Source organism: Anabaenopsis elenkinii CCIBt3563, assembly GCF_015245355.1.
GTDB classification, from domain to species: domain Bacteria; phylum Cyanobacteriota; class Cyanobacteriia; order Cyanobacteriales; family Nostocaceae; genus Anabaenopsis; species Anabaenopsis elenkinii.
Window position 1 is genome coordinate 2453217 of record NZ_CP063311.1, and the last position, 24446, is coordinate 2477662.

Annotated in this window: 24 protein-coding genes; 16 read left to right on the forward strand and 8 right to left on the reverse strand. The window is 42.4% G+C overall.

Annotation, left to right across the window (positions count from 1 at the left end; all coding sequences use genetic code 11):
* Positions 1-225: 225 nt before the first annotated feature.
* Positions 226-1371 (reverse strand): cysteine desulfurase family protein, encoded by a 1146-nt coding sequence (locus IM676_RS10800; protein ID WP_200986922.1) that lies wholly within the window; start codon positions 1369-1371, stop codon positions 226-228.
* A gap of 371 nt (positions 1372-1742) precedes the next feature.
* On the opposite strand from IM676_RS10800, the gene IM676_RS10805 reads away from it, so the two are divergent.
* From IM676_RS10805 to atpC, 3 genes are all read left to right on the forward strand, one after another.
* Positions 1743-3371: a phospholipase D-like domain-containing protein gene (locus IM676_RS10805; RefSeq protein ID WP_200986923.1), complete on the forward strand. Its 1629-nt coding sequence runs from the start codon at positions 1743-1745 to the stop codon at positions 3369-3371.
* Between the two features lie 189 nt (positions 3372-3560).
* Entirely contained in the window at positions 3561-5009 is a 1449-nt protein-coding gene (gene atpD / locus IM676_RS10810) for a F0F1 ATP synthase subunit beta (RefSeq protein ID WP_200986924.1), read from the forward strand.
* A gap of 95 nt (positions 5010-5104) precedes the next feature.
* The gene (gene atpC, locus IM676_RS10815) at positions 5105-5518 is read left to right on the forward strand and encodes an ATP synthase F1 subunit epsilon (RefSeq protein WP_200986925.1); all 414 of its coding nucleotides are present in this window, start codon (positions 5105-5107) and stop codon (positions 5516-5518) included.
* A gap of 117 nt (positions 5519-5635) precedes the next feature.
* On the opposite strand, the gene IM676_RS10820 is transcribed toward atpC, so the two are convergent.
* The gene (locus IM676_RS10820; protein WP_200986926.1) at positions 5636-6856 is read right to left on the reverse strand and encodes an acetate kinase; all 1221 of its coding nucleotides are present in this window, start codon (positions 6854-6856) and stop codon (positions 5636-5638) included.
* A gap of 140 nt (positions 6857-6996) precedes the next feature.
* Between IM676_RS10820 and IM676_RS10825 the strand changes: the two genes are divergently transcribed.
* Complete coding sequence (locus IM676_RS10825) at positions 6997-7296, forward strand: hypothetical protein (protein WP_225880330.1); 300 nt, start codon at positions 6997-6999, stop codon at positions 7294-7296.
* Positions 7297-7340: 44 nt separating this feature from the next.
* On the opposite strand, the gene IM676_RS10830 is transcribed toward IM676_RS10825, so the two are convergent.
* The 6 genes from IM676_RS10830 to IM676_RS10855 all read right to left on the reverse strand — a co-directional run bounded on the left by IM676_RS10830 (position 7341) and on the right by IM676_RS10855 (position 12135).
* On the reverse strand, positions 7341-8345 hold the full coding sequence (locus tag IM676_RS10830; RefSeq protein ID WP_200986928.1) for a transaldolase: 1005 nt from the start codon (positions 8343-8345) through the stop codon (positions 7341-7343).
* A 233-nt stretch (positions 8346-8578) separates the two neighbouring features.
* On the reverse strand, positions 8579-9595 hold the full coding sequence (gene gap / locus IM676_RS10835; RefSeq protein WP_200990169.1) for a type I glyceraldehyde-3-phosphate dehydrogenase: 1017 nt from the start codon (positions 9593-9595) through the stop codon (positions 8579-8581).
* A 212-nt stretch (positions 9596-9807) separates the two neighbouring features.
* The gene (locus tag IM676_RS10840; protein ID WP_200986929.1) at positions 9808-10053 is read right to left on the reverse strand and encodes a DUF7219 family protein; all 246 of its coding nucleotides are present in this window, start codon (positions 10051-10053) and stop codon (positions 9808-9810) included.
* A gap of 12 nt (positions 10054-10065) precedes the next feature.
* Entirely contained in the window at positions 10066-10842 is a 777-nt protein-coding gene (locus IM676_RS10845; protein WP_200986930.1) for an alpha/beta fold hydrolase, read from the reverse strand.
* Positions 10843-10923: 81 nt separating this feature from the next.
* Positions 10924-11436 carry a flavodoxin FldA gene (gene fldA, locus IM676_RS10850; RefSeq protein ID WP_200986931.1) on the reverse strand — a complete coding sequence of 171 codons (513 nt, stop codon included), beginning with the start codon at positions 11434-11436 and terminating at the stop codon, positions 10924-10926.
* 438 nt (positions 11437-11874) lie between these two features.
* Positions 11875-12135 (reverse strand): hypothetical protein, encoded by a 261-nt coding sequence (locus tag IM676_RS10855; protein ID WP_200986932.1) that lies wholly within the window; start codon positions 12133-12135, stop codon positions 11875-11877.
* Between the two features lie 259 nt (positions 12136-12394).
* Here IM676_RS10855 and IM676_RS10860 point away from each other — a divergent pair, with 259 nt between their 5' ends.
* From IM676_RS10860 to IM676_RS10915, 12 genes are all read left to right on the forward strand, one after another.
* Positions 12395-13606 carry an RNA-guided endonuclease InsQ/TnpB family protein gene (locus IM676_RS10860; protein ID WP_200986933.1) on the forward strand — a complete coding sequence of 404 codons (1212 nt, stop codon included), beginning with the start codon at positions 12395-12397 and terminating at the stop codon, positions 13604-13606.
* 78 nt (positions 13607-13684) lie between these two features.
* Positions 13685-14059 (forward strand): DUF4870 domain-containing protein, encoded by a 375-nt coding sequence (locus tag IM676_RS10865; protein ID WP_200986934.1) that lies wholly within the window; start codon positions 13685-13687, stop codon positions 14057-14059.
* Between the two features lie 545 nt (positions 14060-14604).
* Positions 14605-15447 (forward strand): DUF2382 domain-containing protein, encoded by an 843-nt coding sequence (locus tag IM676_RS10870; RefSeq protein ID WP_200986935.1) that lies wholly within the window; start codon positions 14605-14607, stop codon positions 15445-15447.
* A 223-nt stretch (positions 15448-15670) separates the two neighbouring features.
* On the forward strand, positions 15671-16486 hold the full coding sequence (locus IM676_RS10875; RefSeq protein WP_200986936.1) for a PRC and DUF2382 domain-containing protein: 816 nt from the start codon (positions 15671-15673) through the stop codon (positions 16484-16486).
* Between the two features lie 211 nt (positions 16487-16697).
* Positions 16698-17231, forward strand: coding sequence for a DUF2382 domain-containing protein (locus tag IM676_RS10880; protein ID WP_200986937.1), 534 nt, complete (start codon positions 16698-16700; stop codon positions 17229-17231).
* Between the two features lie 117 nt (positions 17232-17348).
* Complete coding sequence (locus IM676_RS10885; RefSeq protein ID WP_200990170.1) at positions 17349-19034, forward strand: alpha/beta hydrolase; 1686 nt, start codon at positions 17349-17351, stop codon at positions 19032-19034.
* A 37-nt stretch (positions 19035-19071) separates the two neighbouring features.
* Positions 19072-20508 carry a phosphoglucomutase/phosphomannomutase family protein gene (locus IM676_RS10890; protein WP_200986938.1) on the forward strand — a complete coding sequence of 479 codons (1437 nt, stop codon included), beginning with the start codon at positions 19072-19074 and terminating at the stop codon, positions 20506-20508.
* A gap of 27 nt (positions 20509-20535) precedes the next feature.
* Positions 20536-21114, forward strand: coding sequence for an RdgB/HAM1 family non-canonical purine NTP pyrophosphatase (gene rdgB, locus IM676_RS10895; protein ID WP_200986939.1), 579 nt, complete (start codon positions 20536-20538; stop codon positions 21112-21114).
* Between the two features lie 115 nt (positions 21115-21229).
* On the forward strand, positions 21230-21520 hold the full coding sequence (locus IM676_RS10900; protein WP_200986940.1) for a hypothetical protein: 291 nt from the start codon (positions 21230-21232) through the stop codon (positions 21518-21520).
* A gap of 52 nt (positions 21521-21572) precedes the next feature.
* A complete protein-coding gene (locus IM676_RS10905) occupies positions 21573-23156 on the forward strand; it encodes a phytoene desaturase family protein (protein ID WP_200986941.1) in 1584 nt (527 codons plus the stop codon).
* 37 nt (positions 23157-23193) lie between these two features.
* Complete coding sequence (locus IM676_RS10910; RefSeq protein WP_200986942.1) at positions 23194-23673, forward strand: hypothetical protein; 480 nt, start codon at positions 23194-23196, stop codon at positions 23671-23673.
* Positions 23670-24365 (forward strand): ATP-dependent Zn protease, encoded by a 696-nt coding sequence (locus IM676_RS10915; RefSeq protein WP_200986943.1) that lies wholly within the window; start codon positions 23670-23672, stop codon positions 24363-24365. Before IM676_RS10910 ends, IM676_RS10915 begins: the two co-directional genes overlap by 4 nt.
* The last annotated feature ends 81 nt before the right edge of the window (positions 24366-24446 follow it).

Sequence of the window (24446 nt, forward strand, 5' to 3'; positions counted from 1 at the left end):
GCTCCCGTGTGGATAACTATAAATTATGGCTCCCGTGTGGATAACTATAAATTATGGCTCCCGTGTGGATAACTATAAATTATGGCTCCCGTGTGGATAACTATAAATTATGGCTCCCGTGTGGATAACTATAAATTATGGCTCCCGTGTGGATAACTATCTACATTAATAATGTATAATTAATGCAATTGTATAATAAATTATTATACTTCAACCAAGAATTTATCAGGAATAAATTCGGTGTAAAATTTGCTGAAATACCATCGCAGCCCAATCTACATCAGCTGGGGTAGTTTCACGCCCAAGGGTAAAACGTACCCCTCCTAAACCTGCTGACTCTGAATAACCCATTGCTAAAAGTATGGGGCTGGGACTAAGTTTACCACTATGACAGGCAGAACCAGCGCTAATAGCAATACCAGCCAGATTCATTTGTCTAACTAGGGCTTTACCACTGAGTTTTTTACCATCCGCATCTTTTATACACAAACTCACATGGTGAGGTAACCGATTGACTAAATCACCCGTGGGGACTAAACCGGGAATATCTGCTAATTGAGCAAATAGGCGATCGCGCAAGTTAATTAACCGGGGTGTTTCTCTGGGTAATTCTACTGCTGCTAATTGTGCCGCAGTTCCAAAACCCGCAATGGCTGGGACAGCTTGAGTACCGGAGCGTAAACCCATTTCTTGACCCCCACCACACAGCAGGGGAACTAATTCTATACCTGGACGCACATAGAGCGCCCCCGCTCCTTGGGGTCCATATATTTTATGACTAGAAATACTCAGTAAATCTATTGATAATTCTTGCACATTTATGGGTAAACGTCCCGCCGCTTGTACCGCGTCAGTGTGAAATAAAACCCCGTGTTCCTGGGTAATCTTTGCTAATTCTGCAATGGGTTGGACTGTACCAATTTCACTTTGTCCATAAATTACGGAGACTAAAACAGTATTGTCTTGTAATGCTGCTTGTAACTCTTGGGGGTTAACCCTCCCCTTGCAATCTACACCCAAGCGGGTTACTTCCCAACCCCACTGTTCTAATAACCGCGCAGGTTCAGAAATAGCGGAATGTTCCACCTGAGAAATAATTATATGTTGGGGTAGATTATATAATCTGGCAATGCCAATTATAGCCAAATTATTGGACTCAGTACCACCGGAGGTAAAAACTATGGATTCTGGCGCACCATGAATTAATTCTGCTACTTGGATTCTTGCCTGTTCCACAATTGTAGCTGCCCGCTGTCCCCACTCATGTAAACTAGAAGGATTACCCCACTGTTGACTGAGGACTGCTTGCATCGCAGCCATGGCTTCAGGACGAGGGGGAGTGGTGGCGCTGTAATCTAAATATATTTTCATATTAATACATAGATAGGAAATACGGCGCTATGGGTCTGTTTCTCAAGGTTTTTCGGCATTATTGTTATAATGTGGCGTTAGAGGATGTTTAATAAGTTTTCAACAGGTAATTTGTATCTTAGGGAACAGGGAACAGGGAATGGGGAACACACCGAACACGGTATGGCTAACGCCACGCTATCGCTATCGACTTCGCTCACCGACCACACAAAAAACAATAAAATCCAGTCCCCTCCCCTTACAAGGGGAGGGTTAGGGTGGGGTGAAACAATAGTTGATACACTAATCATGACTTGACAAACATCCTCTTAGCCATAAATTTACCATATTGATTGTTGATATTTTCCCCAATCCACTGTTAGTAAATTACCGTGCTGATTTTCCCACCACGAAAATACATCGTGATCTTTTTGCTGGTTTTGATGATCACGGCTTGTCAAAAACTACCAGATAAAACTCAGCTTTTACCAGCCCTACCACAAGACCCATTAGTTAAAGTTTACTTTAACCATTCCCCATCAGCAAAATATCGAGAACCCTATCGCCTACAAACTCGCCTGGGAGATAACCTAGAACAACAGATTATTGATACCATTTCTCAAGCCACATCTACAGTGGATGTAGCCATTCAAGAATTGCGCCTACCAAAAATTGCCCAAGCATTAGTAGCAAGGCAAAAAGCCGGTGTACGGGTGCGGGTAATTTTAGAAGATAATTACAGTCGTCCTTGGAGTAGTTTAACACCGCAGGAGGTGCGGAAGTTAAGCCCCAGAGAACAAGCTCGTTATCAAGAATTTTATGATTTTGTAGACCAAAACCGAGATCATCGCCTCAGTGAGGAAGAAATTAATCAACGAGATGGGTTAATAATTTTACAAAATGCCCAAATTCCCTGGATAGATGACCGTGCTGATGGTTCTGCGGGGAGTAATTTGATGCATCATAAGTTTGTGGTGGTAGATAATCGTTGGGTGATTAAAACCTCGGCAAATTTTACCCTCAGTGATATCCACGGCAAATATAACAATCCCGGTAGCTTAGGCAATGCTAATAATCTGTTACATATTGACAGTCCGGAATTAGCCAGTTTATTTACTCAAGAGTTTAACATTATGTGGGGGGATGGTCCGGGGGGGAAGCCAGATAGTAGATTTGGGGTGCGTAAACCCAGGCGATCGCCCCAAACTATTCAATTAGGTGAAACTGAAATTACTGTACATTTTTCCCCCACTTCCCGCGGCCAACCTTGGGATCAATCTAGTAATGGTTTAATTGGTCAAAACTTAGCTGAGTCTACCCAATCCATTGATATGGCCTTGTTTGTGTTTTCCGAGCAGCGTCTGTCAAGGATTCTCGAAACCCGTCACCTGCAAAATGTGACTATCCGGGCTTTGATGGATTCAGAATTTGCCTATCGTCACTATAGCGAAGCTTTAGACATGATGGGGGTGGCGCTGAGTTATAATTGTCGGTATGAAATTGATAATCATCCTTGGCAAACCCCCCTGACTACAGTCGGTGTTCCTACTTTAGCTCCGGGGGATTTATTACATCATAAATTTGCTGTAATTGACCAAGAAACAGTAATTACAGGTTCTCACAACTGGTCACAGGCGGCGAATCATGGTAACGATGAGGCAGTATTAATAGTCAAAAACCCTACCATTGCTGCCCATTACGACCGGGAATTTACGCGGCTTTATGGCGGTGCGATCTTGGGTATACCTCCATTAGTTCAGCAAAAAATCGCCGCACAAGCAGAAGAATGTCCCCAGATAATCACCCGCAGATCCAGGGATAATCCAGAAATAATCCCAGTAAATATTAATACAGCTACTATAGAAGAACTCATAACTCTTCCGGGGATAGGTGAGCGATTAGCGCAAAGAATCATAACTGCTCGCGAAGAGCAAAAATTTACATCTAGAGAAGATTTAGCCAGAGTCTCAGGGATTAGCACTAGAATGGTCAACAATTGGGGCGATCGCCTGAGTTGGTGATACTGGGCAGGTAATATTGAGGTGGATCACAATTTACCTTGCGCCCCAATACCGAGTAATTGATCCCTTTTTTAAGGAATTACTAAGGTAGTTGTGTCCCCTTGCAGTGCTAAAGTGTAAGATGACATTGCATCATCTCAAGTCTTCTAAGACCCTATCTGAAATATAGTTTCAACTATTAGGTCCCCCATGGTCACCACAGCAGAAAAAACAAATATTGGCTACATTACCCAAATTATTGGCCCAGTTGTAGACGTTAAATTTCCCGGTGGAAAATTACCGCAAATCTACAACGCTTTGAAGATCACAGCCACTAACGAAGCCGGACAGGAAATCAACCTCACAGTTGAAGTACAACAGCTTCTGGGCGACAACCAAGTGCGAGCGGTGGCTATGAGTTCCACTGATGGTTTAGTGCGCGGTCTCGAAGTTGTGGATACAGGCGCTCCCATCAGTGTTCCAGTTGGGAAAGTTACCTTGGGACGGATTTTCAACGTCCTGGGCGAACCAGTAGACAATCAAGGGCCTGTAAATGCTCAGGAAACCTTACCAATTCACCGCCCTTCCCCTCAATTCACTGAACTGGAAACCAAACCTTCAGTATTTGAAACAGGGATTAAAGTTGTTGACCTCCTCACCCCCTATCGCCGTGGCGGTAAAATTGGTCTGTTCGGTGGTGCGGGTGTTGGTAAAACCGTCATCATGATGGAATTAATCAACAACATCGCTACCCAACACGGCGGCGTATCTGTGTTTGCTGGGGTGGGTGAACGTACCCGCGAAGGTAATGACCTCTACAACGAAATGATCGAATCTGGGGTAATTAACAAAGACAACCTCAATGATTCTAAAATTGCTCTAGTTTATGGTCAGATGAACGAACCACCCGGAGCCAGAATGCGGGTTGGTCTGTCAGGTTTGACTATGGCTGAGTATTTCCGCGATGTGAGTAAGCAGGACGTACTCCTATTTATTGACAACATCTTCCGCTTTGTACAAGCAGGTTCGGAAGTGTCAGCGCTTCTGGGTCGGATGCCTTCTGCGGTAGGATATCAGCCTACACTGGGAACTGATGTGGGTGCTCTACAAGAGCGGATTACCTCCACCACAGAAGGTTCTATTACCTCCATTCAAGCGGTGTATGTACCTGCGGATGACTTAACTGACCCCGCTCCTGCAACCACTTTTGCTCACTTGGATGGAACTACAGTACTATCTCGTGGTTTAGCAGCTAAGGGTATTTATCCGGCGGTTGACCCTCTGGGTTCTACTTCTACTATGTTACAGCCTGATATTGTTGGTGCTGAACACTACAATACTGCTCGCGCTGTACAAGCAACTTTACAACGTTACAAAGAACTTCAAGACATTATCGCTATTCTCGGTCTAGATGAATTGTCTGAAGAAGACCGTCTGATTGTAGCACGGGCGCGGAAGGTAGAGCGCTTCTTGTCTCAGCCTTTCTTTGTGGCGGAAGTATTTACCGGTTCCCCTGGTAAGTATGTGAAGTTGGAAGACACTATCAAGGGCTTCCAAATGATTTTGTCTGGCGAATTGGATGAATTACCAGAACAAGCTTTTTACTTGGTGGGCGATATTAATGAAGCGATCGCTAAGGCGCAAAAGCTCAAAGGTTAGTCATTAGTCATGAGTCACTAGTCGTTAGTTGTCATCCTCATGACTAGTGACCAATTACAGAAAATTACAGACAAAGGACAAAGGACAAAGGACAAATGACTCTCACTGTTCGTGTAGTTGCACCAGATAAAACAGTCTGGGATGCTGAAGCTGAAGAGGTGGTTTTACCTAGTACTACTGGTCAGTTGGGTATCCTAACTGGACACGCCCCTATGTTAACCGCTGTGGATATAGGTGTAATGCGCGTCCGTGCTAGCAAAAATCAAGATTGGCAAGCCATCGCTCTTTTGGGTGGTTTTGCGGAAGTTGAGGAAGATGAAGTCACAATTCTGGTGAATGGTGCTGAACGTGGCGACAAGATTTCACTTGAAGATGCACGTACCGCTTTTAACCAAGCACAAACCCGCCTGAATCAAGTGACACCAGGCGATCGCCAAGCACAAATCCAAGCCACCCAAGCTTTTAAACGCGCCCGCGCTCGTTTTCAAGCTGCTGGTGGTATGGTGTGATTTAAGATTGGGGGCTATTGGCCTTCTCTGGGGTGGGTGAAAATGTCTCGTTGACCCCGCCCCTGGTTTTAAACGCAAAGTGTCGCCAAGTATCCGCAAAGGTACGCAAAGATTAAGTTATTTTTCTTGCATAAGTTGCCAGCATTGTTGGGCGATCGCCCAGTCTTCTTGGGTTTTGATGACTAAGACTCTAATGGTTGAGTCTGCTGTGGCTATATCTTCATCAAGGGGCTGCTGTTGATTTTTTGCCGGGTCAATTTTTAGTCCCAGAAATCCAAAGGCTTCACAGGCTGCTTGGCGAATTCCGGGGGACTTTTCCCCTACCCCGGCGGTGAATACTAAAGCATCTAATCCCTCTAGACTGGCTAGCATGGAACCAATACCAGACCTTAACCGGTGTACGTACATATCCCAAGCGAGTTGGGCGCGATAATCTCCTTGAGCGATGGCTGCAATTACTTGGGGTAAGTCGCTGGATACTCCCGAAATTCCCCTTAGTCCAGAAGCTTTATTTAATACATAATCTAACCGCTCTGCAGAGTAATTTGATTGCCGCAATAAATGTATTAAAATCCCTGGGTCAATGGCACCCGAACGGCTCCCCATCATTAACCCGTCCAGGGGTGTAAAGCCCATAGTGGTGTCAATACTGCGACCCTTCTTGATTGCTGCTAGGGAACAGCCGTTACCTAAATGACAGGTAATTAATTTCAGGGATGCTAAATCTCGGTTGAGAATTTGGGCAGCACGCCCAGAACAATATTGATGACTGATACCATGAAAACCGTAGCGGCGAATACCTTGCTCTACCCACTCATAGGGTCCGGGATAAATGGCGGCTGCATCGGGGAGGGTGGCATGAAATCCGGTATCAAATACTGCCACTTGGGTGACATCTCCTAAGCTCTGTTCAATGGCTTCTATCCCTTCTAAGGCGGCTGGATTATGTGCTGGGGCTAGGCTGGATAGATTGGAGATTTTGCTTTTGACATCTTCAGTAATTACTACACTTTTTCTGTATTCCTGACCACCGTGGACTACACGATGTCCTACAACATTAATTTCTGGAAGCTGGTCGATGACTTTAGTGGCTCCACGAGTCAGAGTGTAGAGGAGATAGGCTACGTGTGCTCGTCGGGAATCACCATAAATTGATTCTTGTAATGTTTGACCCGTGGCTGTTTTGACTTCAATCTCTGCTACACCCCGGTCTTGAGTCCAGTTGACTTTCCCTTCCCACAGGGGTTGGGGGGTTTGATTAGGGATAGTATGATCAGGGATTTCATACAAACAACTTTTTTGGCTGCTGGAACCAGCATTTAAAACTAGTACTTTCATTACTTTTACCAGTTGGGGACTTGTGAACAGTTAACTGTATAGTTGCCAATTTTCAGCTATTAAATAAAGTCATTACCCATAATTTACTGCAAGGCAAAAACATGAAAGGTTTCCAGAAATTATACTCAGTTGGGATTTTGATGTTTGCCTTTATCTATCCCTCAGCTATGGCTACAGCTGAAGATACTCATGTTAATCATGTTCTCCATCACCAAAATGTCGGAATAGAGACAAGTTTAGTGGGGGAAAATCCTAACCCAGAAGTTTTACTAGCTCATAGATATAACAGAAGTCGTACTAGACGACACCACCATAACTATAGACCAAGACGGCACTATTACAGCAACCTTCGTTATAGTGGAGCACACTATCGCCATGGGCGTTGGCACTTAGCCCGCGATCGCCATGGTAGATTAATCTATGACTGGCACAGATATTAAGGTACTATCAACAAAGGGTGAGGAGATCCTCACCCTTTCTAGTATTAGCGTTTAGCTATTACTTCTTTTTCCAGACGCTCTAGGCGTTGTGCTAATAGTTCTTCTAAAGAAACCAAAGCTTTGGTAAAGCCATCAATACCTTCTGCTAGTTTATCCGATGCCATACGGTCAGCCCCGTGCATCTTCTCAAAAGTAGCTTGATCAATGGATATCTTTTCAATTTCCATGGTTGCTACCCGAGTCGGATCAAGTTTCCGTGGTAGTTCCCCAATGGTGGCTTGCAATTCCGCCAACAGTGCGGGGGAAATGGTCAGCAAATCACAACCGGCTAATTCTGTGATTTCCCCAATGTTACGGAAGCTAGCCCCCATAACTTCGGTCTTGTAACCAAACTTTTTGTAGTAGTTGTAGATTGTCGTCACAGATAATACCCCTGGGTCTTCCGCGGATGGGTAACTATCTCTGCCAGTATCTTTTTTGTACCAGTCCAGAATGCGACCCACGAAAGGAGAAATTAAGGTAACACCAGCTTCGGCACAGGCGATCGCTTGATGCAGACCAAACAACAGAGTTAAGTTACAATGAATACCTTCTTTCTCCAAAATTTCCGCAGCGCGAATCCCTTCCCAAGTTGAGGCAATTTTAATTAGTACCCGTGAGCGGTCAATCCCAGCCGCCTTATACTGGGCAATTAATTCTCTGGCTTTGGTAACGGTAGCTTCAGTATCAAAAGACAAGCGAGCATCTACTTCTGTTGAAACCCGACCCGGAATAATTTGTAAAATCTTTAACCCGAAAGACACTGCCAAACGATCAAAGGCCAGAGTCACAATATCTGCTTGACTAGCAGCCGCACCAGCATCTTTTTTAGCTTGGAGCAAAGTTTGATCAACAATTTCCTGATATTCTGGCATTTGTGCTGCGGCTGTAATCAGGGAAGGATTAGTAGTAGCATCTTGGGGTGTAAACTTCTCAATGGCTTTAATGTCCCCTGTATCTGCAACCACAACCGTCATTTGACGTAATTGTTCTAGTAAACTTTTAGACATATTTTTCTCCATCAGTTGTGCTAGTTTAGGACTTACTTGATTCCCTTTTTCGTTGCCCTCTCCTTTTCCCGACAATTACTCACTAGGCAATTTTACTTAAATTGTGCCTGATTTACTGGCAGCTTTGTGCCTCAGGCCTATTCTAAGTGCTTTCTACCCAAATTGGCTGTCCAATAGAATGCACTTTAATGAAACTTTTTCTGGCTGACTGATTCACAAACTAGAAAGACAATTTATTCTTTTTGTGACATGGACAACATTAAATCCACGACGCGATTTGAGTAACCCCACTCGTTGTCATACCAAGCAACCACTTTAAAGAAATTGGAATTTAATTCAATCCCCGCGCCAGCATCGAAAATACTCGAATGACTATCACCCTGAAAATCAGTGGAAACTACTGCCTCATCAGTATATCCTAATATACCATTCAATTCACCCATGGCAGCCCGCTGCATTGCCGTGCAGATATCTTGGTAACTGGTAGCTTGGGCAGTTTTAAAAGTTAAATCAACCACAGAAACATCAGGAGTGGGAACCCGGAAAGCCATACCAGTTAACTTACCTTTTAATTCTGGCAAAACCAAGGCCACTGCTTTGGCTGCACCAGTGGAGGAGGGAATAATATTTTGTGGTGCACCGCGACCACCCCGCCAGTCTTTTTTGCTCGGTCCATCTACAGTGGGTTGAGTTGCGGTCATGGCGTGAACCGTGGTCATTAACCCTTCGGTCAGTCCAAAATTATCATTGATGACTTTAGCTATGGGAGCTAGACAGTTGGTGGTACAACTGGCGTTAGAGACAATTAAATCTTTAGCTGGGTCAAATAGATGATGATTTACACCCATTAACAGTGTCTTCACTCTCTGTGGATCTTTCGTGGGAGCAGAAATCACCACTCGTTTCGCTCCAGCCTGTAAGTGTTTACTGGCGCTTTCGTAGTCGGTGAACAGTCCGGTCGATTCGACAACATAATCTGCACCCAATTTGCCCCAAGGTAATTCTGCCGGATTCCTCACGGACAGACAAGGGATAAAATGCCCATCAATCAGAATCCCGTCTTCTTTGGCCTCAATTTTACTGTTTAACTTGCCATGGGTGGAGTCGTATTTCAGCAGATAAGCCAGGTTATCTGGTGGTACTAGGTCATTAATGCCTACAAATTCAAGATTGGGATGATTCAAACCGGCGCGTAGTACTAGTCTGCCAATCCGACCAAAGCCGTTGATGCCAATTCTTAACTTAGTCAAGATTAAACCTCCTGTGGGACTTTTACTGTTTACCTTATGATCCTGACAGTCTTCACTAGTTAAGCTATATTTACTTGACATCTTTTAAGGTTTTCACCTTCTGGCTAGTTATTCAGCCTATGGGACAAAACTCAATTGCGCCTGAATGGTATGACCATTCAGGCGGCGCTTGCAAATGTCAATTAGTGTTTCGTACACAATCAAAAATACACTTAGCTGATCCCTAAGTCTTGTTTACTACTTTTTAACTGTTTCCAAAGAATCTGAATTTGCTTGTAGGCTTCCTGTGGGGACAGCTTACCACCAGTTTGTAAACTACAAATGTAGTTGACTCGTTGAGAAAAGTCTTGCAGTTTAGCGTTGAAAACCAAATGCTCTGCTTTAAACTCTCCGGAATATGGACTCCGAGGATAAAGAAAATCAGATAATTCGCAGAGTATATCTGTTTGCGGATTCATAGATGTTGAGATTTATTTATGTTCATGTCTTGGTTCATCGGCCTTTGATGCACATGACTGTATGCAATATATGGGATGCGATCGCCTGTTATGATCTTCCCAGAAGTTCAAAATTTGCTCACCCACCTGTTGAGGATGAAAATAGTGAAAGAAATGATACCCTTGGGGAAATTCCCAAAGTCTATCTTCTGGCTTGAACCAATTGCGCCAGTCATGTAACGCCGGTGGGTTGACTACAGAATCAGTCTTGCTACCGCATACCATCATGGGCATAGAAACCCCTCCCTTGGGTAAATACATTAACTTAAACAGAGAATGGGGTGATGGTGATTGCTCTAAGTCTTTATCTAAGACAGTGATTAACCTCTTGGTGGTGTGAGTCGGTTGTTTGCCAAAGAGGCTACGAACAGTATTCGCCAGAACTTGCTCCCGGCTAATGCTGAACATCTGTCGTTGTAAGTAATAATGAGCGTGCCAAGTATTTGCCGGTTGAGATGCTACAGCTAAGAGAGTCAGCGATCGCACTTTTTGGGGGTAGCGACGAGCATAACTTAAGGCGATCGCCCCACTGATCCCATGACCAGCTAAATGGACTGGATCAGGGCAAAAATCTAGAAAATCACCAAGTAATAGCACAGCTTCATCTACGGAACTACCTTCATCTCGTGTTTGCTGATATTCCCATTGAGCGATATTCCTATACCTAGATAGGTATTGAAGTAATGGTTGATCAAAACGCTTCAAGGCTGAACTAGTATTTAACCAAACAACATCCAATAAGTCAGACATAAATACCTGTAAATTGATAAATGTAAAAAAAATGGCATCGTCCATGACGATGAGAGGCGATGCCGGGCGCGCTAGTATTTTCTACAAGCTAAACTCACTCTTCAACATCCTCACCCAAGCCTGAATCCGCTCATCTGTGAGATCCGATTGATTATCATCATCCAGAGCCAAACCACAAAACTTACCATTGCGCACAGCTTTAGAAGCGCCAAAATCATAACCATCAGTAGGCCAATAACCCACAGTTTTACCACCCTGTTGGGAAATCTTTTCTTCCAAAATCCCCATAGCATCTTGGAAGTTATCAGCATAGCCAATCTGGTCTCCAGTACCAAAATAAGCCACCATCTTACCAGTAAAATCAACCTCGTCTAAATCTGGATAAATACCCTCCCAATCGCTTTGGAGCTCACCAATATTCCAAGTTGGGGAACCAATAATCAGACATTCATACTCAGCAAAATCTGCAATATCCGCCTGAGAAATATCGTGTAACGTCACCACATCACCACCAAAGGCATCACGAATGATTTCCGCAGCAGATTCAGTTTTCCCAGTTTGAGTACCGTAGAACAAACCAATTTTTTTTGACATCTTAACACCTGATCACTAGTTTTAACTTGAGTTCCAGGGGTGAAATCTTACCCTGACCTGAATTGCCGATAAATTTCCCAGCCTGAGACATATACACAAATTAATGAATATATATCTCAATAAGACCTGATGATATCTTAGCAGAGCTATTGCAAGATTATTTCATTAATTTCGTGTAAATTTTCGTAAATAAGGACAAAATATAACCTATAAAATCCTTATATATCTTAGATTTTAGCCATATTGGTGGTTGACAATTGAATAAAAATAAAAAATTTTTATTGGAAATGCTAGTAAATCTCAATAAGATTGTGGTAGAGTGCAAACAGCTCACACAATGTTAATAAACCTTCCGCGTTTATTAGGCTGAATTCTGTTTTGAGATTTGGGAGAACAAAACAGGATTCAGGCTTTTTTTGTCAGAGTGCCTAATCTAATTTAAGTATAAAAATTAACTTGTTCTTGCAGCCAGGGGTCCACAGGCTGGCCATCTTTGCGTCGTAGTTCAATTTCTACCACCATAACTTCTTGGGACCCAGGGGGCGCAGGGTGTTGATGGAAAATAATCTCATAATCTAGGGGGTTATGTTTGCGTTCTTTTAACCAGTCCTGTACTTTGGTTGTAGCAAAAAATGATTGCCCTTGCTCAAACATCCGGGTAATCTGCATTTGTAATGTATAGGGATTAATGCGACCCATTTTTTAAATCCTCTGTGGATTAAACCTTATTCCTAGTTTATGTCACAGGCAGTAACAACAACTTCTAGAGTACGGTAAACTGTCATACCCAACCTATGATGTATTGAAAAACTTTGCTGATTTTGTAGTCAAGTATACCCAATTATGGACTTATGTATGCTATAATAGATATAGGTCGAGTTTAAAATTTAACTAATGAAGCTTTCAGAATACGCAAAGTCAATAGGCGTTAGTTACAAGACTGCATGGAGAATGATGAATGCAGTTAGTTGAAAAGCACGTTATTAAACAAGGACATAGGTTTTATCAAGAGATTGATCAGCTATGTTTCTTATCAAAAAACCTGTACAACGTTGGTAACTACCTTATGAGACAGGCTTTTATTAACAGCAATGAAAGCTTGAGTTATTACGACATCCAAAAACCACTTCAATCATCTGTAGATTACAAAGCTTTACCAAGTAAAGTTAGTCAACAGGTCTTGATGGTCTTAGATAGGAACTGGAAGTCATTTAAAGAAGCTTTGAAATCTTGGTTTGAAAACCCGTCTAGATTTTTAGGTAAACCAAAATTACCTAAATATAAACACAAAACTCATGGTAGAAATATAGTTATTTACACCAAACAAGCCTTATCAAAACCCGCATTAGAACGAGGGGTCATTAAACCAAGCAAAACAAACATCGAGTTGCTTACTAAGTCAGTAAATATAGCTCAGGTTAGGATTGTCCCTAAGCTTGACCATTACGTGATTGAAGTGGTTTACAACAAAGAAGTTGAGCCAGCATCAATTGACGTTAATAAGATTGCAGCAATTGATTTAGGGCTTAGTAACTTAGCTACTGTAACTTTTAATCAAGCCGGGATAGCCCCGCTCTTGATAAATGGCAGTCCACTAAAAGCTATGAACCAATTCTTCAACAAACAAAAAGCTAACTGGCAATCAATAATCGGTACTGGTACAACCAAACGGATACAAAAACTCTGTACTAAGCGCCACCACAAAGTTGATGATTACATGCACAAAGCAAGTAGGTTTATTATTAATAAACTCCTAGGGATCGGTATAGGTACTTTGGTTATAGGCAAAAACGAAAACTGGAAGCAAGAAATCAATATAGGTAGCCGTAATAACCAAAACTTTGTACAAATTCCTCATTCACTATTTATTAATAAGTTGACGTACAAAGCAGAGTTAATAGGAATCAAAGTTTTGGTCACAGAAGAAAGCTACACCTCTAAAGCTAGCTTTTTAGATTTAGATAATATCCCTACTTATCAAGAAGGTGTTAAACACACATTTAGTGGTAAGAGAATAATTCGAGGTTTGTACAAATCTGCTGATGGCAGGATGATTAACGCTGATGTTAATGGATCGTATAACATCATGAGAAAAGCAGTCCCAAATGCTTTTGCAAATGGGATAGAGGGCATTGTAGTTTGTCCAGTGAAAGTAAAACTTCCGAACTAATGATTTGGATATTTGTCCATATTATTAGCAACTATTCGTTAGAATGAAAACGACCAACCTACTTGAGATAAAACCAGGATGGAAGTTGGATACAATACCGATAAGCGTAGATTGCTGTCATCTGTGTGTCACGGCGCAATTTTCTTAAGTACGACATTCTTCTCTATTGGGATACCCATTGTCATTAACTTAATTTCCGATGACCCAGTGGTGAAGAGTAATGCTAGAGAGTCGATTAATTTTCACTTTAATGTTTGGTTTTGGGGAACCGTAATTGGGGTACCAATTGGGGTTCTATCTTTTCTCACATTTGGCTTGGGGGGAATTTTATTCTTTCCTGTGGTTGCATTGGGTTTTGCACTGCACTGGGGATTGACAATTTGGGCGCTGTTACACTGTTTCAGTCAGCCAGATGAACCATTCCGTTATCCGTTTATTTTTCGAGTTTTGTAATGGTGGTTCATTCGATATTTTTCTCATAGAGGATGTTTGATAAGTTTTTAACAGGTAATTTTTATCTTAGGGAACAGGGAATAGGAAATGGGGGACACACCGAAACAATAAAATCAAGTCCCCTCCCCTTACAAGCTATCCATTACTCACATCTTTGTTAACAATCTTGAAACATTTATGTGGCAACGGTTTCAACCCTTGAAAATTTCCCTACTCTTGACAAAAGGTACCTTATTCTTCTTGATAAAACCCTTATTTTATTGAGAATCATCAACGGAGGATTAAGGTTTGGGGGTTTGCGAGCGATCGCTCTCACGAATGTTAAGAAAGATCCGGGTAATGGATAGCCTTACAAGGGGAGGGTTAGGGTGAAACAATAGTTGATACACTAATCATGACTTGACAAACATCCTCTTCTGTGTGCGACTTAGGAATTACGCAAGTTGGACTGAAAATATATTCCCTCAATTCAGCCGCCAGCAAGAGGACAATAATGATGATAATTTCTACCCTTATAGGTATGGATATTCTCAACCTGTAAATATATGCCTCTTTACAAACTGGAAGAATTTGACCCTAACTACCGAGAAACATTTGGCGGTGATGATGTGAAAACCTTAGACCTTTACACTGAAGGCGGAGTTAGAGTTGGCTCGGTGGCTGATGCTTTAGTTGACCAAGAGGGACGTTTTCGGTATTTAGTTATTGAGACCAGCTTCGACTCTATTAGTAAGAAGATATTACTACCAATTGGGCTTTCTCACATTAATTATCCCGCCCAACGTGTTTATGTTGATGGACTGAGTAAAGAACAAGTTGAGCATTTACCTGAATATCAAGAGACTGTAAATATTGATGAGGATTATGAAAAAGAGGTGCGGCTTGTTTTCCGTCCGGAAAGTAGAGATACATCGGAACAACAGGATATATCCCTTTACGAGAGAGAACCGGATTTATATAACTTAAATGAACAATATCATCAAACCCTCAGACTATATGAAGAACGTTTGATTGCTAATAAGCATCGGGTCAAGACTGGGGAAGTAAAAGTTGGTAAACACGTTACAACACAAATTGCACAGGTGACAGTACCTGTGAAGAAAGAACGTATTGTGATTGAACGAGTTCCTCCCACAGAATTAGGAACAGTGCTAGACCCCAAGGCTCTTAAATTTCAAGAAGGGGAGATAACACGGATAGAATTGTACGAAGAAACCCCGGAGATTCGCAAAGAAGCCTTTGTCAGGGAAGAAATTAGAGTTAAGAAAGTTGTAGACCGCCACACCGTAGAAGCACAAGACACCATTCGGCGAGAAGAGTTAGATATTGATACTACAGGGGAATTGCATTTGGATGGAGCTAGTAGAAATCCTGAACAAGGCGCTTGAGTAGCTAACTAGGGAATGTAATTTGGTGATTGATATCAAAGGTAGGTAGGGGAAATTTCGCCTCTACCTCTACTTTTATTGTTAATTTATCAGAAATCTCAGAAATCTATAACTTTTGATGTCATATCCCTGTATCAATTCAGTCAATAGTAAGAGGTGAAATAGCCTATTAACCTTTATCTTATTCATTAAGAGATGGTATGAAAATTGAAAGGTAAATGTCATGGCTCTTCACAAATTGGCAGATTTCGCCCCAAATTATAGTCAAACTATTCAAGGGAATGATATTCAAGGATTAGGTGTTTATACAGACAGGAATGATGAAAGGATTGGTACGGTAAGTGATATTTTAGTAGATGAAGAGGGACATTTTCGCTATCTAGTTGTTGATTTAGGTTTTTGGATATTTGGTAAAAAAGTATTACTACCCGTTGGACGTTCCCGCATTGACTATGATGCTAGTCGAGTCTACGCCATGGGTATGACTAGAGAACAGGCGGAAAATTTACCGGAGTTTGAAGAAGGTAGAATACTTGATTATGACTATGAAGAACAGGTAAGGGGGGTTTATCGCGATACCACCCCCCATACTTACACCAGTGAAACCTACGCTTATGAACACGAACCTTCTTTGTACAGTCTGAATCAGCAAGACCATCAAACGCTGCGATTATATGAAGAACGGCTAATTGCTGATAAAGTTCGCCAAAAAACAGGAGAAGTAGTAATTGGTAAGCACGTTGAGAGTGAAAATGTTAAGGTTTCAGTTCCCATAGAAAAAGAGCATGTTGTCATTGAACGTGTGACTTCAGCAGATATAGGTCAGGTTGTCTCTCCAGGGGAAGCTAACTTCCACGAGGGGGAACTCGCGCGCATAGAAATCTATGAAGAAACTCCCCAAGTTCGCAAAGAGACGGTATTGCGTGAAGAAGTTAAAGTTGACAAGGTTGTAGAGCAAGAAATAGTTGAGACTCAAGACACAGTGCGTCACGAAGAGTTAGATGTTAATGCTCCTAATCTGCGAGTTGAAGAGCGCTAATCAACAATAACAACTCATAAAACTCATAACAACTAATCACCAATTAATCACCAATTAAATATAAGTTGCGGGGGTGGCTTTTTTAATAGTTATCATGTTTAATTACTTCACTGTTGATTCTCAGGTTATGGTGGTTTAAATAATCACCATACCTCTGATAACGGTGAGATCATCAAAACAGTTTACTCATAGTAAGGCTATAGTAAGGCTTATGTCTGAATCTTTAGAATCACCAACAGTAGATAAATTAACCGAATTACCACCGCTTAATTATCATATGACTACCAGTGAATCTCAAGAAAAAAATACTTTTCGTCTGCTGGAAGAACGATTAATCGCTAATAACCAAAAAAGCAAAATTGGTGAGGTTGTTATTCGCAAAGAGATTGAAACTCAGATATTAAAGGTACCTGTGAGACGGGAAAAATTAATTGTAGAGCAGGTAAGTCCAGAACACAAACAACTGGCGGAAATTGACTTGACACAAGGTGACATTTCTGGATTGGAATTGATGGAAGAAGATAGAGCATTAGGAACAGTTTTCAATGGTCATGTAACGGTAACTGGTGAGTTTAGTTCCCCAAAAATTGCTAGTTTACTTTTAAATGCGATCGCTCTCGAAAAAAACCACGGCTGTGAGCAAGTAAAAATTACAATCGCTGTCGCAGATGAATCACTAAAGAAAAAATATCAGGAGTGGTTTGCTCGTTGTTCTCCTGGTGAGAAACCCCAGGTATCCAAATAATTGGAGAAACTTTATATAATGTCCGACCAGTCATACATAAACAGTTGGTATAGTTCCAGCCAGAAATAAAATGCTGACTATAAACAAACATTTATGATTCAGTTTGATCAACCGGACATGATATTAATCAAGTTAATCAAGTTAATCAAGAAACCTTGGCAATCTTCAATTTTAGGGCTGCTATCGACATTGATCACCGCTACCCCCGGAATGGGGGCCGAACGGATTAGCTTTTTTTACCCTCCTTTTGGGGAATTCTCCCTGAGTATTGACTCATTAGAAATATTTGCTAAAAAAGGGAAAATCACTCAGGAATTTTCCTTTTATGCGCGGCGAGTAAATCCCCAGCAACTAGCTCAACTACGGGAGGTACTTCAGCAAGAATTTAATGTTACTCCTACCCTCATATCTCAGGTGACTTATTCACCTATAGGGGAAGAACTCATAGACCGTTTAGGGGGCTTAATCCGCACGGAATCAAGGCAAAATGGCTTTTATGCCATCAGAGGTGCTTTAATACTAGCTGCTGCTTCTCCAGAAGGCTTAACAGTAGTTAGTTTTCTGCGTCAGTTCCCCTCCCCCACAGTGCGACTCAACTTTACACAGGGACTCAGGTTAGTCGATGAGTTATCCCAGGTAATAGAAAAAAGGGATGCGATCGTAACTTGGATTCAACAAGAAGCGATCGCCCTGAGCGCACCCATTGACTGGAAGCAATACCCAGATTTAACTGCGCCTGGTTCCTTGACTTGGCAACGAAGAGAATTAATACTCCAGGATAGGTCTCGCGATGTTCTGCGGATTATACCCACAGATATTTATTTACCACAAGGAACAGCGCCGCCGTTTCCTCTGATTGTGATTTCTCATGGTATTGCTTCTGACCGTTCTTCTTTTGCTTATTTGGCTGAACATTTAGCATCCCATGGTTTTGCTGTGGCGGTATTAGAACATCCCGGGAGTAATGCGGAACGTGTTCGGCGTTACTTGACTGGTTTAGCTGGGCCATTAGAAGCTGTAGAATTTGTTAACCGACCTTTAGATATTAAATTCCTCCTGGATGAACTTGAGCGCCGAGAAAAATTAGATCCTGACCTCCAAGGACAAATCAACTTTCAGCAAGTGGGAGCCATGGGACATTCTTTTGGTGGTTATACTGTGTTAAGTTTGGCAGGTGCTCAGATTAATTTTGAGCAACTACAACAAGATTGTACTCCCAATATTTCCTCATTTAATTTGTCACTATTTTTACAGTGTCAAGTCACAGAGTTAGAAGTTAAAGATTATCAACGGTTCGACTACGCTCACCGACCACTCCAAGATCACCGCATTCAGGCTGTATTGGCTCTAAATCCCGTATCTAGTTCAATTTTTGGTCAAAGTCAAATCAGCCAAATTTCAGTTCCGGTGATGCTGGTGGCTAATAGTCAGGATATTGCTACCCCCATTGTTTCTGAGCAGGTTCGCCCTTTCACCTGGTTAACTACTCCTGATAAGTATTTAGTATTAATTGAAAATGCTACTCATTTCAGTGCGATCGCCCAAATAGGTACTCAAAACGATGTGTTACCTATACCACCGGCTTTACTCGGACCAGATCCAGCACCTGGTTATGCTTATCTTCAGGCTTTGAGCTTGGCTTTTTGGCAAACACATCTGATGAACCGCCAGGAATACGCCTTTTATTTACAACCTTCCTATGCTCAATATCTTAGCCGGTACCCTCTCAATCTCAGTCTGTTAAATTCCTCCTCGGCCCATCCATTGAGTCAAGTATTGCCAGAATCAAATCCCCAATTTTAAATGCTAAAATCCTCTGGTAAACAGTGAGGATAACTTCATGCTGGTTGCTGCTAATTCTATTAAGTTTGGTACAGATGGTTGGCGCGGGGTGATTGCTGATGAGTTCACCTTTGAACGCCTAGCATTGGTGGCATCAGTAGCGGCTCAAGTGTTATATAATACGTATTATTCCACAGTTGGCAGCAAAACCATTATTGTTGGCTACGATCGCCGCTTTATGGCTGAAGACTTTGCTCGTACTGTAGCTGATGCTGTCTGTGCTGTGGGTTTTGATGTGTTACTCAGCCAAACCTACGCCCCAACTCCTGCTTTTAGTTGGGCTGCTCGAGAACTTCATGCTCTGGGCGCTTTAGTAATTACAGCTAGTCATAACCCTGGGACATATTTAGGTTTAAAAGTCAAGGGTTATTTTGGGGGTTCAGTACCACCAGAAGTGACAAAAGAAATTGAAACTTTATTATCTGCGGGTGTACCTCCAGCAGTTACCCCAGGGAAACAACAGCAGTTTAACCCCTGGCCTAGTTATATTACCGCCCTCAAGGCTAAAGTTAATATTGCCAAGATTCAAGAGGCGATCGCCTGTGGTAAACTGACACTATTCGCAGATGTCATGCATGGTGCGGCAGCTGGAGGGTTAACCCAATTACTAGGGGATGGGGTTCAAGAAATCAACAGCAACCGCGATCCTTTGTTTGCTGGAGGAGCGCCAGAACCTTTACCAAAATATCTTTCTGGTTTATTCTCAGTCATTAAAACTCAGCGCCAAACAGATACATCAAGTCTCACGGTGGGGTTAGTATTTGACGGTGACTGCGATCGCATCGCCGCAGTAGATGGAAAAGCTAACTTTTTGAGTTCCCAAATCTTAATCCCTATATTAATCGACCACCTCACCCAACGTCGCGGTTTTACAGGTGAAATCGTTAAAACTGTCAGTGGTTCAGATTTAATTCCCCGGGTAGCAGCACTGCATAATTTACCAGTTTTTGAAACAGCAGTGGGATATAAGTACATCGCCGATAGAATGTTAGCAGCACAGGTGTTATTAGGTGGTGAAGAGTCGGGAGGAATCGGCTATGGTAGTCATATCCCCGAACGTGATGCACTATTATCAGCATTGTATGTTTTAGAAGCTATTGTGGAATCTGGGCGAGATTTAGGTGATTATTACCAGGATTTACAACAGAAAACAGGTTTCACCTCCGCCTATGACCGCATTGATTTACCTTTAGCTAGTATGGCAGTGCGATCGCGTCTTTTACAACAACTGGAAACCGAACCATTAAGGGAAATTGCGCTCAAAGCAGTAGTTGATTGTCAAACCATAGACGGTTATAAATACCGGTTAGCTGATGACAGCTGGTTAATGATTCGGTTTAGCGGTACTGAACCGGTGTTACGTCTGTATTGTGAAGCAGCAACACTTGAGCAAGTACATCAAACCTTGACTTGGGCAAAAAATTGGGCGGAATAACTGCTGATTAAACTGTTAACTGAATATATGACGAAAATAATGGTAGTAGCTACGGGTAACCCCGGTAAGCTGCGGGAAATACAAGGTTATCTGGCTAATTCAGGTTGGGAATTAACCCTTAAACCACCAGAATTAGAAGTTGCAGAAACGGGTACAACTTTTGCTGCGAATGCTGGTCTCAAGGCTTCCCAAATTGCTCAAGCTACGGGACAATGGGCGATCGGTGATGATTCTGGTTTAGAAGTAGATGCTTTAAATGGGGTTCCTGGCGTTTATTCTGCACGTTATGGTCAGAGCGACTCACAGCGCATTGCTAGGTTATTACAAGAGTTAGGTAACTCAGAAAATCGTCAAGCTCAATTTGTCTGTGCTGTGGCGATCGCCCGTCCTGATGGTAAAATAGTTTTAGAATCCACTGGGGTGTGCCGCGGCGAAATTCTCCATACACCCAGGGGTGAGGGTGGTTTTGGCTACGACCCCATATTTTACGTTCCTCAGCTGCAATTGACTTTTGCGCAAATGTCACGGGAGATCAAAGGGTCAATTAGCCATCGGGGTCTTGCTCTCAAAGCTTTAGTTCCTCAGTTGGCAGATTTAGAAGCATAGATGTTTTCCCCCTCTTGGCAAATCTGACTAAAGATTGTCGTGGTTCTAACTTGAGTTGGATAACTAGATTTTGACCATTGTTAAGAATATAGTTACAACTTATTCAGGTAAAGATATGAAATCTTTGGCAAAAGTCGCTTTTATGCTACTATTTGGCAGTATGGCTGTTACTGCTTTCAATCCCATATCTCAGGTTCTAGCTCAAGAGGGGGAAACGTCCCCAGAGCAACCCGGTCTTAGTCAAGAGTCAGACCAACCAGAGTCAAGCACATCTCGCCCTGAAGCTACTGTTAATCAACAGCTAGATGTTAAAGTAGAAGCAGAAAATGAAATTAAAACAGAAATCACACGTCCAGCAGGAATGATGACTACCCCAGATGGTGGCGATGAAACTGATTCTGACTAAGCAGCAGGTTGTCAGAGTCTAGAAAAATTATCAAGCACAAGGGGACAGCCAGATGCAAAATTTTGATTATGTCATTCTGGGGGCCGGATTAGGTGGACTTTCCGCCGCTGCTTGTTTAACTAAGCAAGGATATCGGGTAGCAGTTTTAGAAAAACACTACTTACCTGGCGGCTGTTGTCACACTTTTGATTATGGTGAGTATAGTTTTTGTGCTAACGTCCATTATATATCTCAATGCGCACCTAGTCAAACCATTGGGCAATTTCTCAACTACATTCAGCGCCATGTCCCTTTTAATAGCCTTGACCCAGACTGCATAGACCGGATAATTACACCGGAGGTAGATTTTCAAATTCCTTTAGGATGGGAAAACCTGCGATCGCGTTTACTCTCCACCTTTCCCGAGGAGACAACTGCTATTAATGGCTACTGTGATACAATTGCCCAGATCCATCAGGAAATGCGTAGCCTGGCGGGGGAAATACGTTGGTATAATCAAAATTGGTCAGACTGGTTTAAATTACCTAAATATTTCCATTTATTTAGAAAGCGTAACTGGACTCTACAAGACTTATATGACCATGTGGGTTTATCACCCAAATTACAAGCAGTGCTAGGGGGACAAAGTGGTGATTATGCACTACCACCTAAGGAAATCGCCTTACTGATCCACACTTCCCTAGTTTGGGACTACTCAGAAGGGGCTTACTATCCTCAATACCATTTTAAACATTTTGTAGATAGTATCACAGATGCGATCGCCGCAGGGGGAGGTGTAATTAAATATTCAACTCCTGTCAAGCATATTGAAGTTAATCAAAAGCAAGTACAATGGGTAACTGCTGGTGATCAAACCTACCAAGCTAGTAAGGGCTATATTAGCGACCTTGACCCCAAATTAACAGTAGAGTTAATCCACGATACCACAGCTTTGAGCTTAAGGGAACGTCAACGCCTTACCAATTACGAATACTCAACTAGTGCATTTAATATTTACCTGGGTTTAGATAGTCGCTTTCAACCAGAAAATTATGGTATCGGTAACTGGAATATTTGGTATTATCCCACAGGAGACTTAAACGGGGAATATCAACGCCAATTTCAGGGAGACCTCAGCCAACCTTGGATTTTCCTATCTTGTCCCACGATGAAATCTAGAGATAACGCCGGAATAGCTCCACCAGGTCATCATATCTTAGAAATTGCCACTGTCTGCCCTTACGAACCATTTAAACATCTGCAAGACACCAACCACCAAGGCTATAAAGCCAAGAAACGGGAAATTTACCAGCAGATCATGACCAGTGTTCGAGATTTAATTCCCGATGTAGACCAGTACGCGCGCATGAAGGTTTCTGGTACACCCACCACCAGTGAATTTTATCTCGGACAACCCCAAGGTAATATTTATGGTGCAAAGTTAGTACCTGAACAAGTGGGGTTAAATCGGTTAGGATATATTACAGAGTTACCTAACTTGTTTCTTGTGGGGGCTACTGCTGGCTACCCCAGTGTACCAGGGGTAATTGGTAATGGCATGGATGTTGTGGAACTGATCACAGGACAAGGAGTTAGGGGAGAGGTTCCGGCTTTGTTTTCGGCGAAAATCAGCAATATTCAGCATAGCTGGGAATGATAATATATTCTAGTTAATGCCATAATTCCCGCATTCAATGAACAAGGCACTGGATGAAACGCTGTCAATGGAAGTTGCGCAAAATATTAAAAGTAAGGCTCGTAAGCCGTTTGATAATGCTTATAGGGCGCTGTTAGTTACAGATCAGGCGAACTATGTCCAGGGTTTTTTGGCTATAGGGTGCAAACCTTACCAACCTATTGAACATGGTTGGCTAGAGTTGGCTGATACCTCTGGGGAGGATTCTTTAATTAAGATTATAGATCCCAGTCTACCACACCTAAACAAAAAAACTCAAGAAGTTTGGTACTTTGCCGCCCAAAGTTTTACCAGGAAACAATTAAAAGCGATTATTGAGGAATCACAGGAAGATTATCCGGAGGATGACCCATTACCGGTTTATGGTGATGCACCCTATGAGTATTATGGTAATGTGATGTTGGGTGGTGGCGAATATTTAGCAGCTTACCAAGCTGCACAGGCTAAGTGTCAAGAACTCAGAGAATCCATGGCATGAGTCAAACTGGTTTAAATTTATTAGCAATATCTATATTTCTCATGACCCTATCAGTCTTGTTAGGGCCATTAATTCATTTGTCCCCCGCAGTACCAGCGATCGCTACCTTTAGTATTTTGGGAATAGTCACTTTTGATAGTTTTAGTTTGCAAGGGCGGGGCGGTACTATAATTTTAGATTGGATTGCTGGTTTTTCCCCCCAACACCGCGATCGCATCATCCACCACGAAGCTGGTCATTTTCTGGCTGCACATCTGCTGAACATCCCTGTAACTGGTTATACTGTCACTGCTTGGGATGCTTGGAAACAAGGACAACCAGGACAGGGGGGTGTGACCTTTGATGATGGGGAATTAGCATCCCAATTAGAACGGGGGACAATTAGCGCTCAAATCCTCGACCGTTATTGTACAGTCTGGATGGCGGGTATGGTCGCCGAAACTTTAGTTTTCAATGATGCACAAGGCGGTACTGACGATCAAAGCAAGTTAGTGGGAGTTCTAGCGGGTTTGGGTTGGTCTCCCTCAGCAATTCAACAAAAACAACGGTTGCATATACTACAGGCGAAGAATTTATTACAAGCAAATTGGTCTAGCTACCAAGCCTTAGTTAAATCTATGCAACAGGGCGCATCTGTCAGGGATTGTCAGCGGATCATTGCCACAGCTGAATCATCATCACCTATACTATAGATGCTCCTGGTGATAGCGCCAGCACTGCTACGCGCAGATTGCTGTGGTTGAAACACAGTAGAATAGATACCTGTCGGTGGG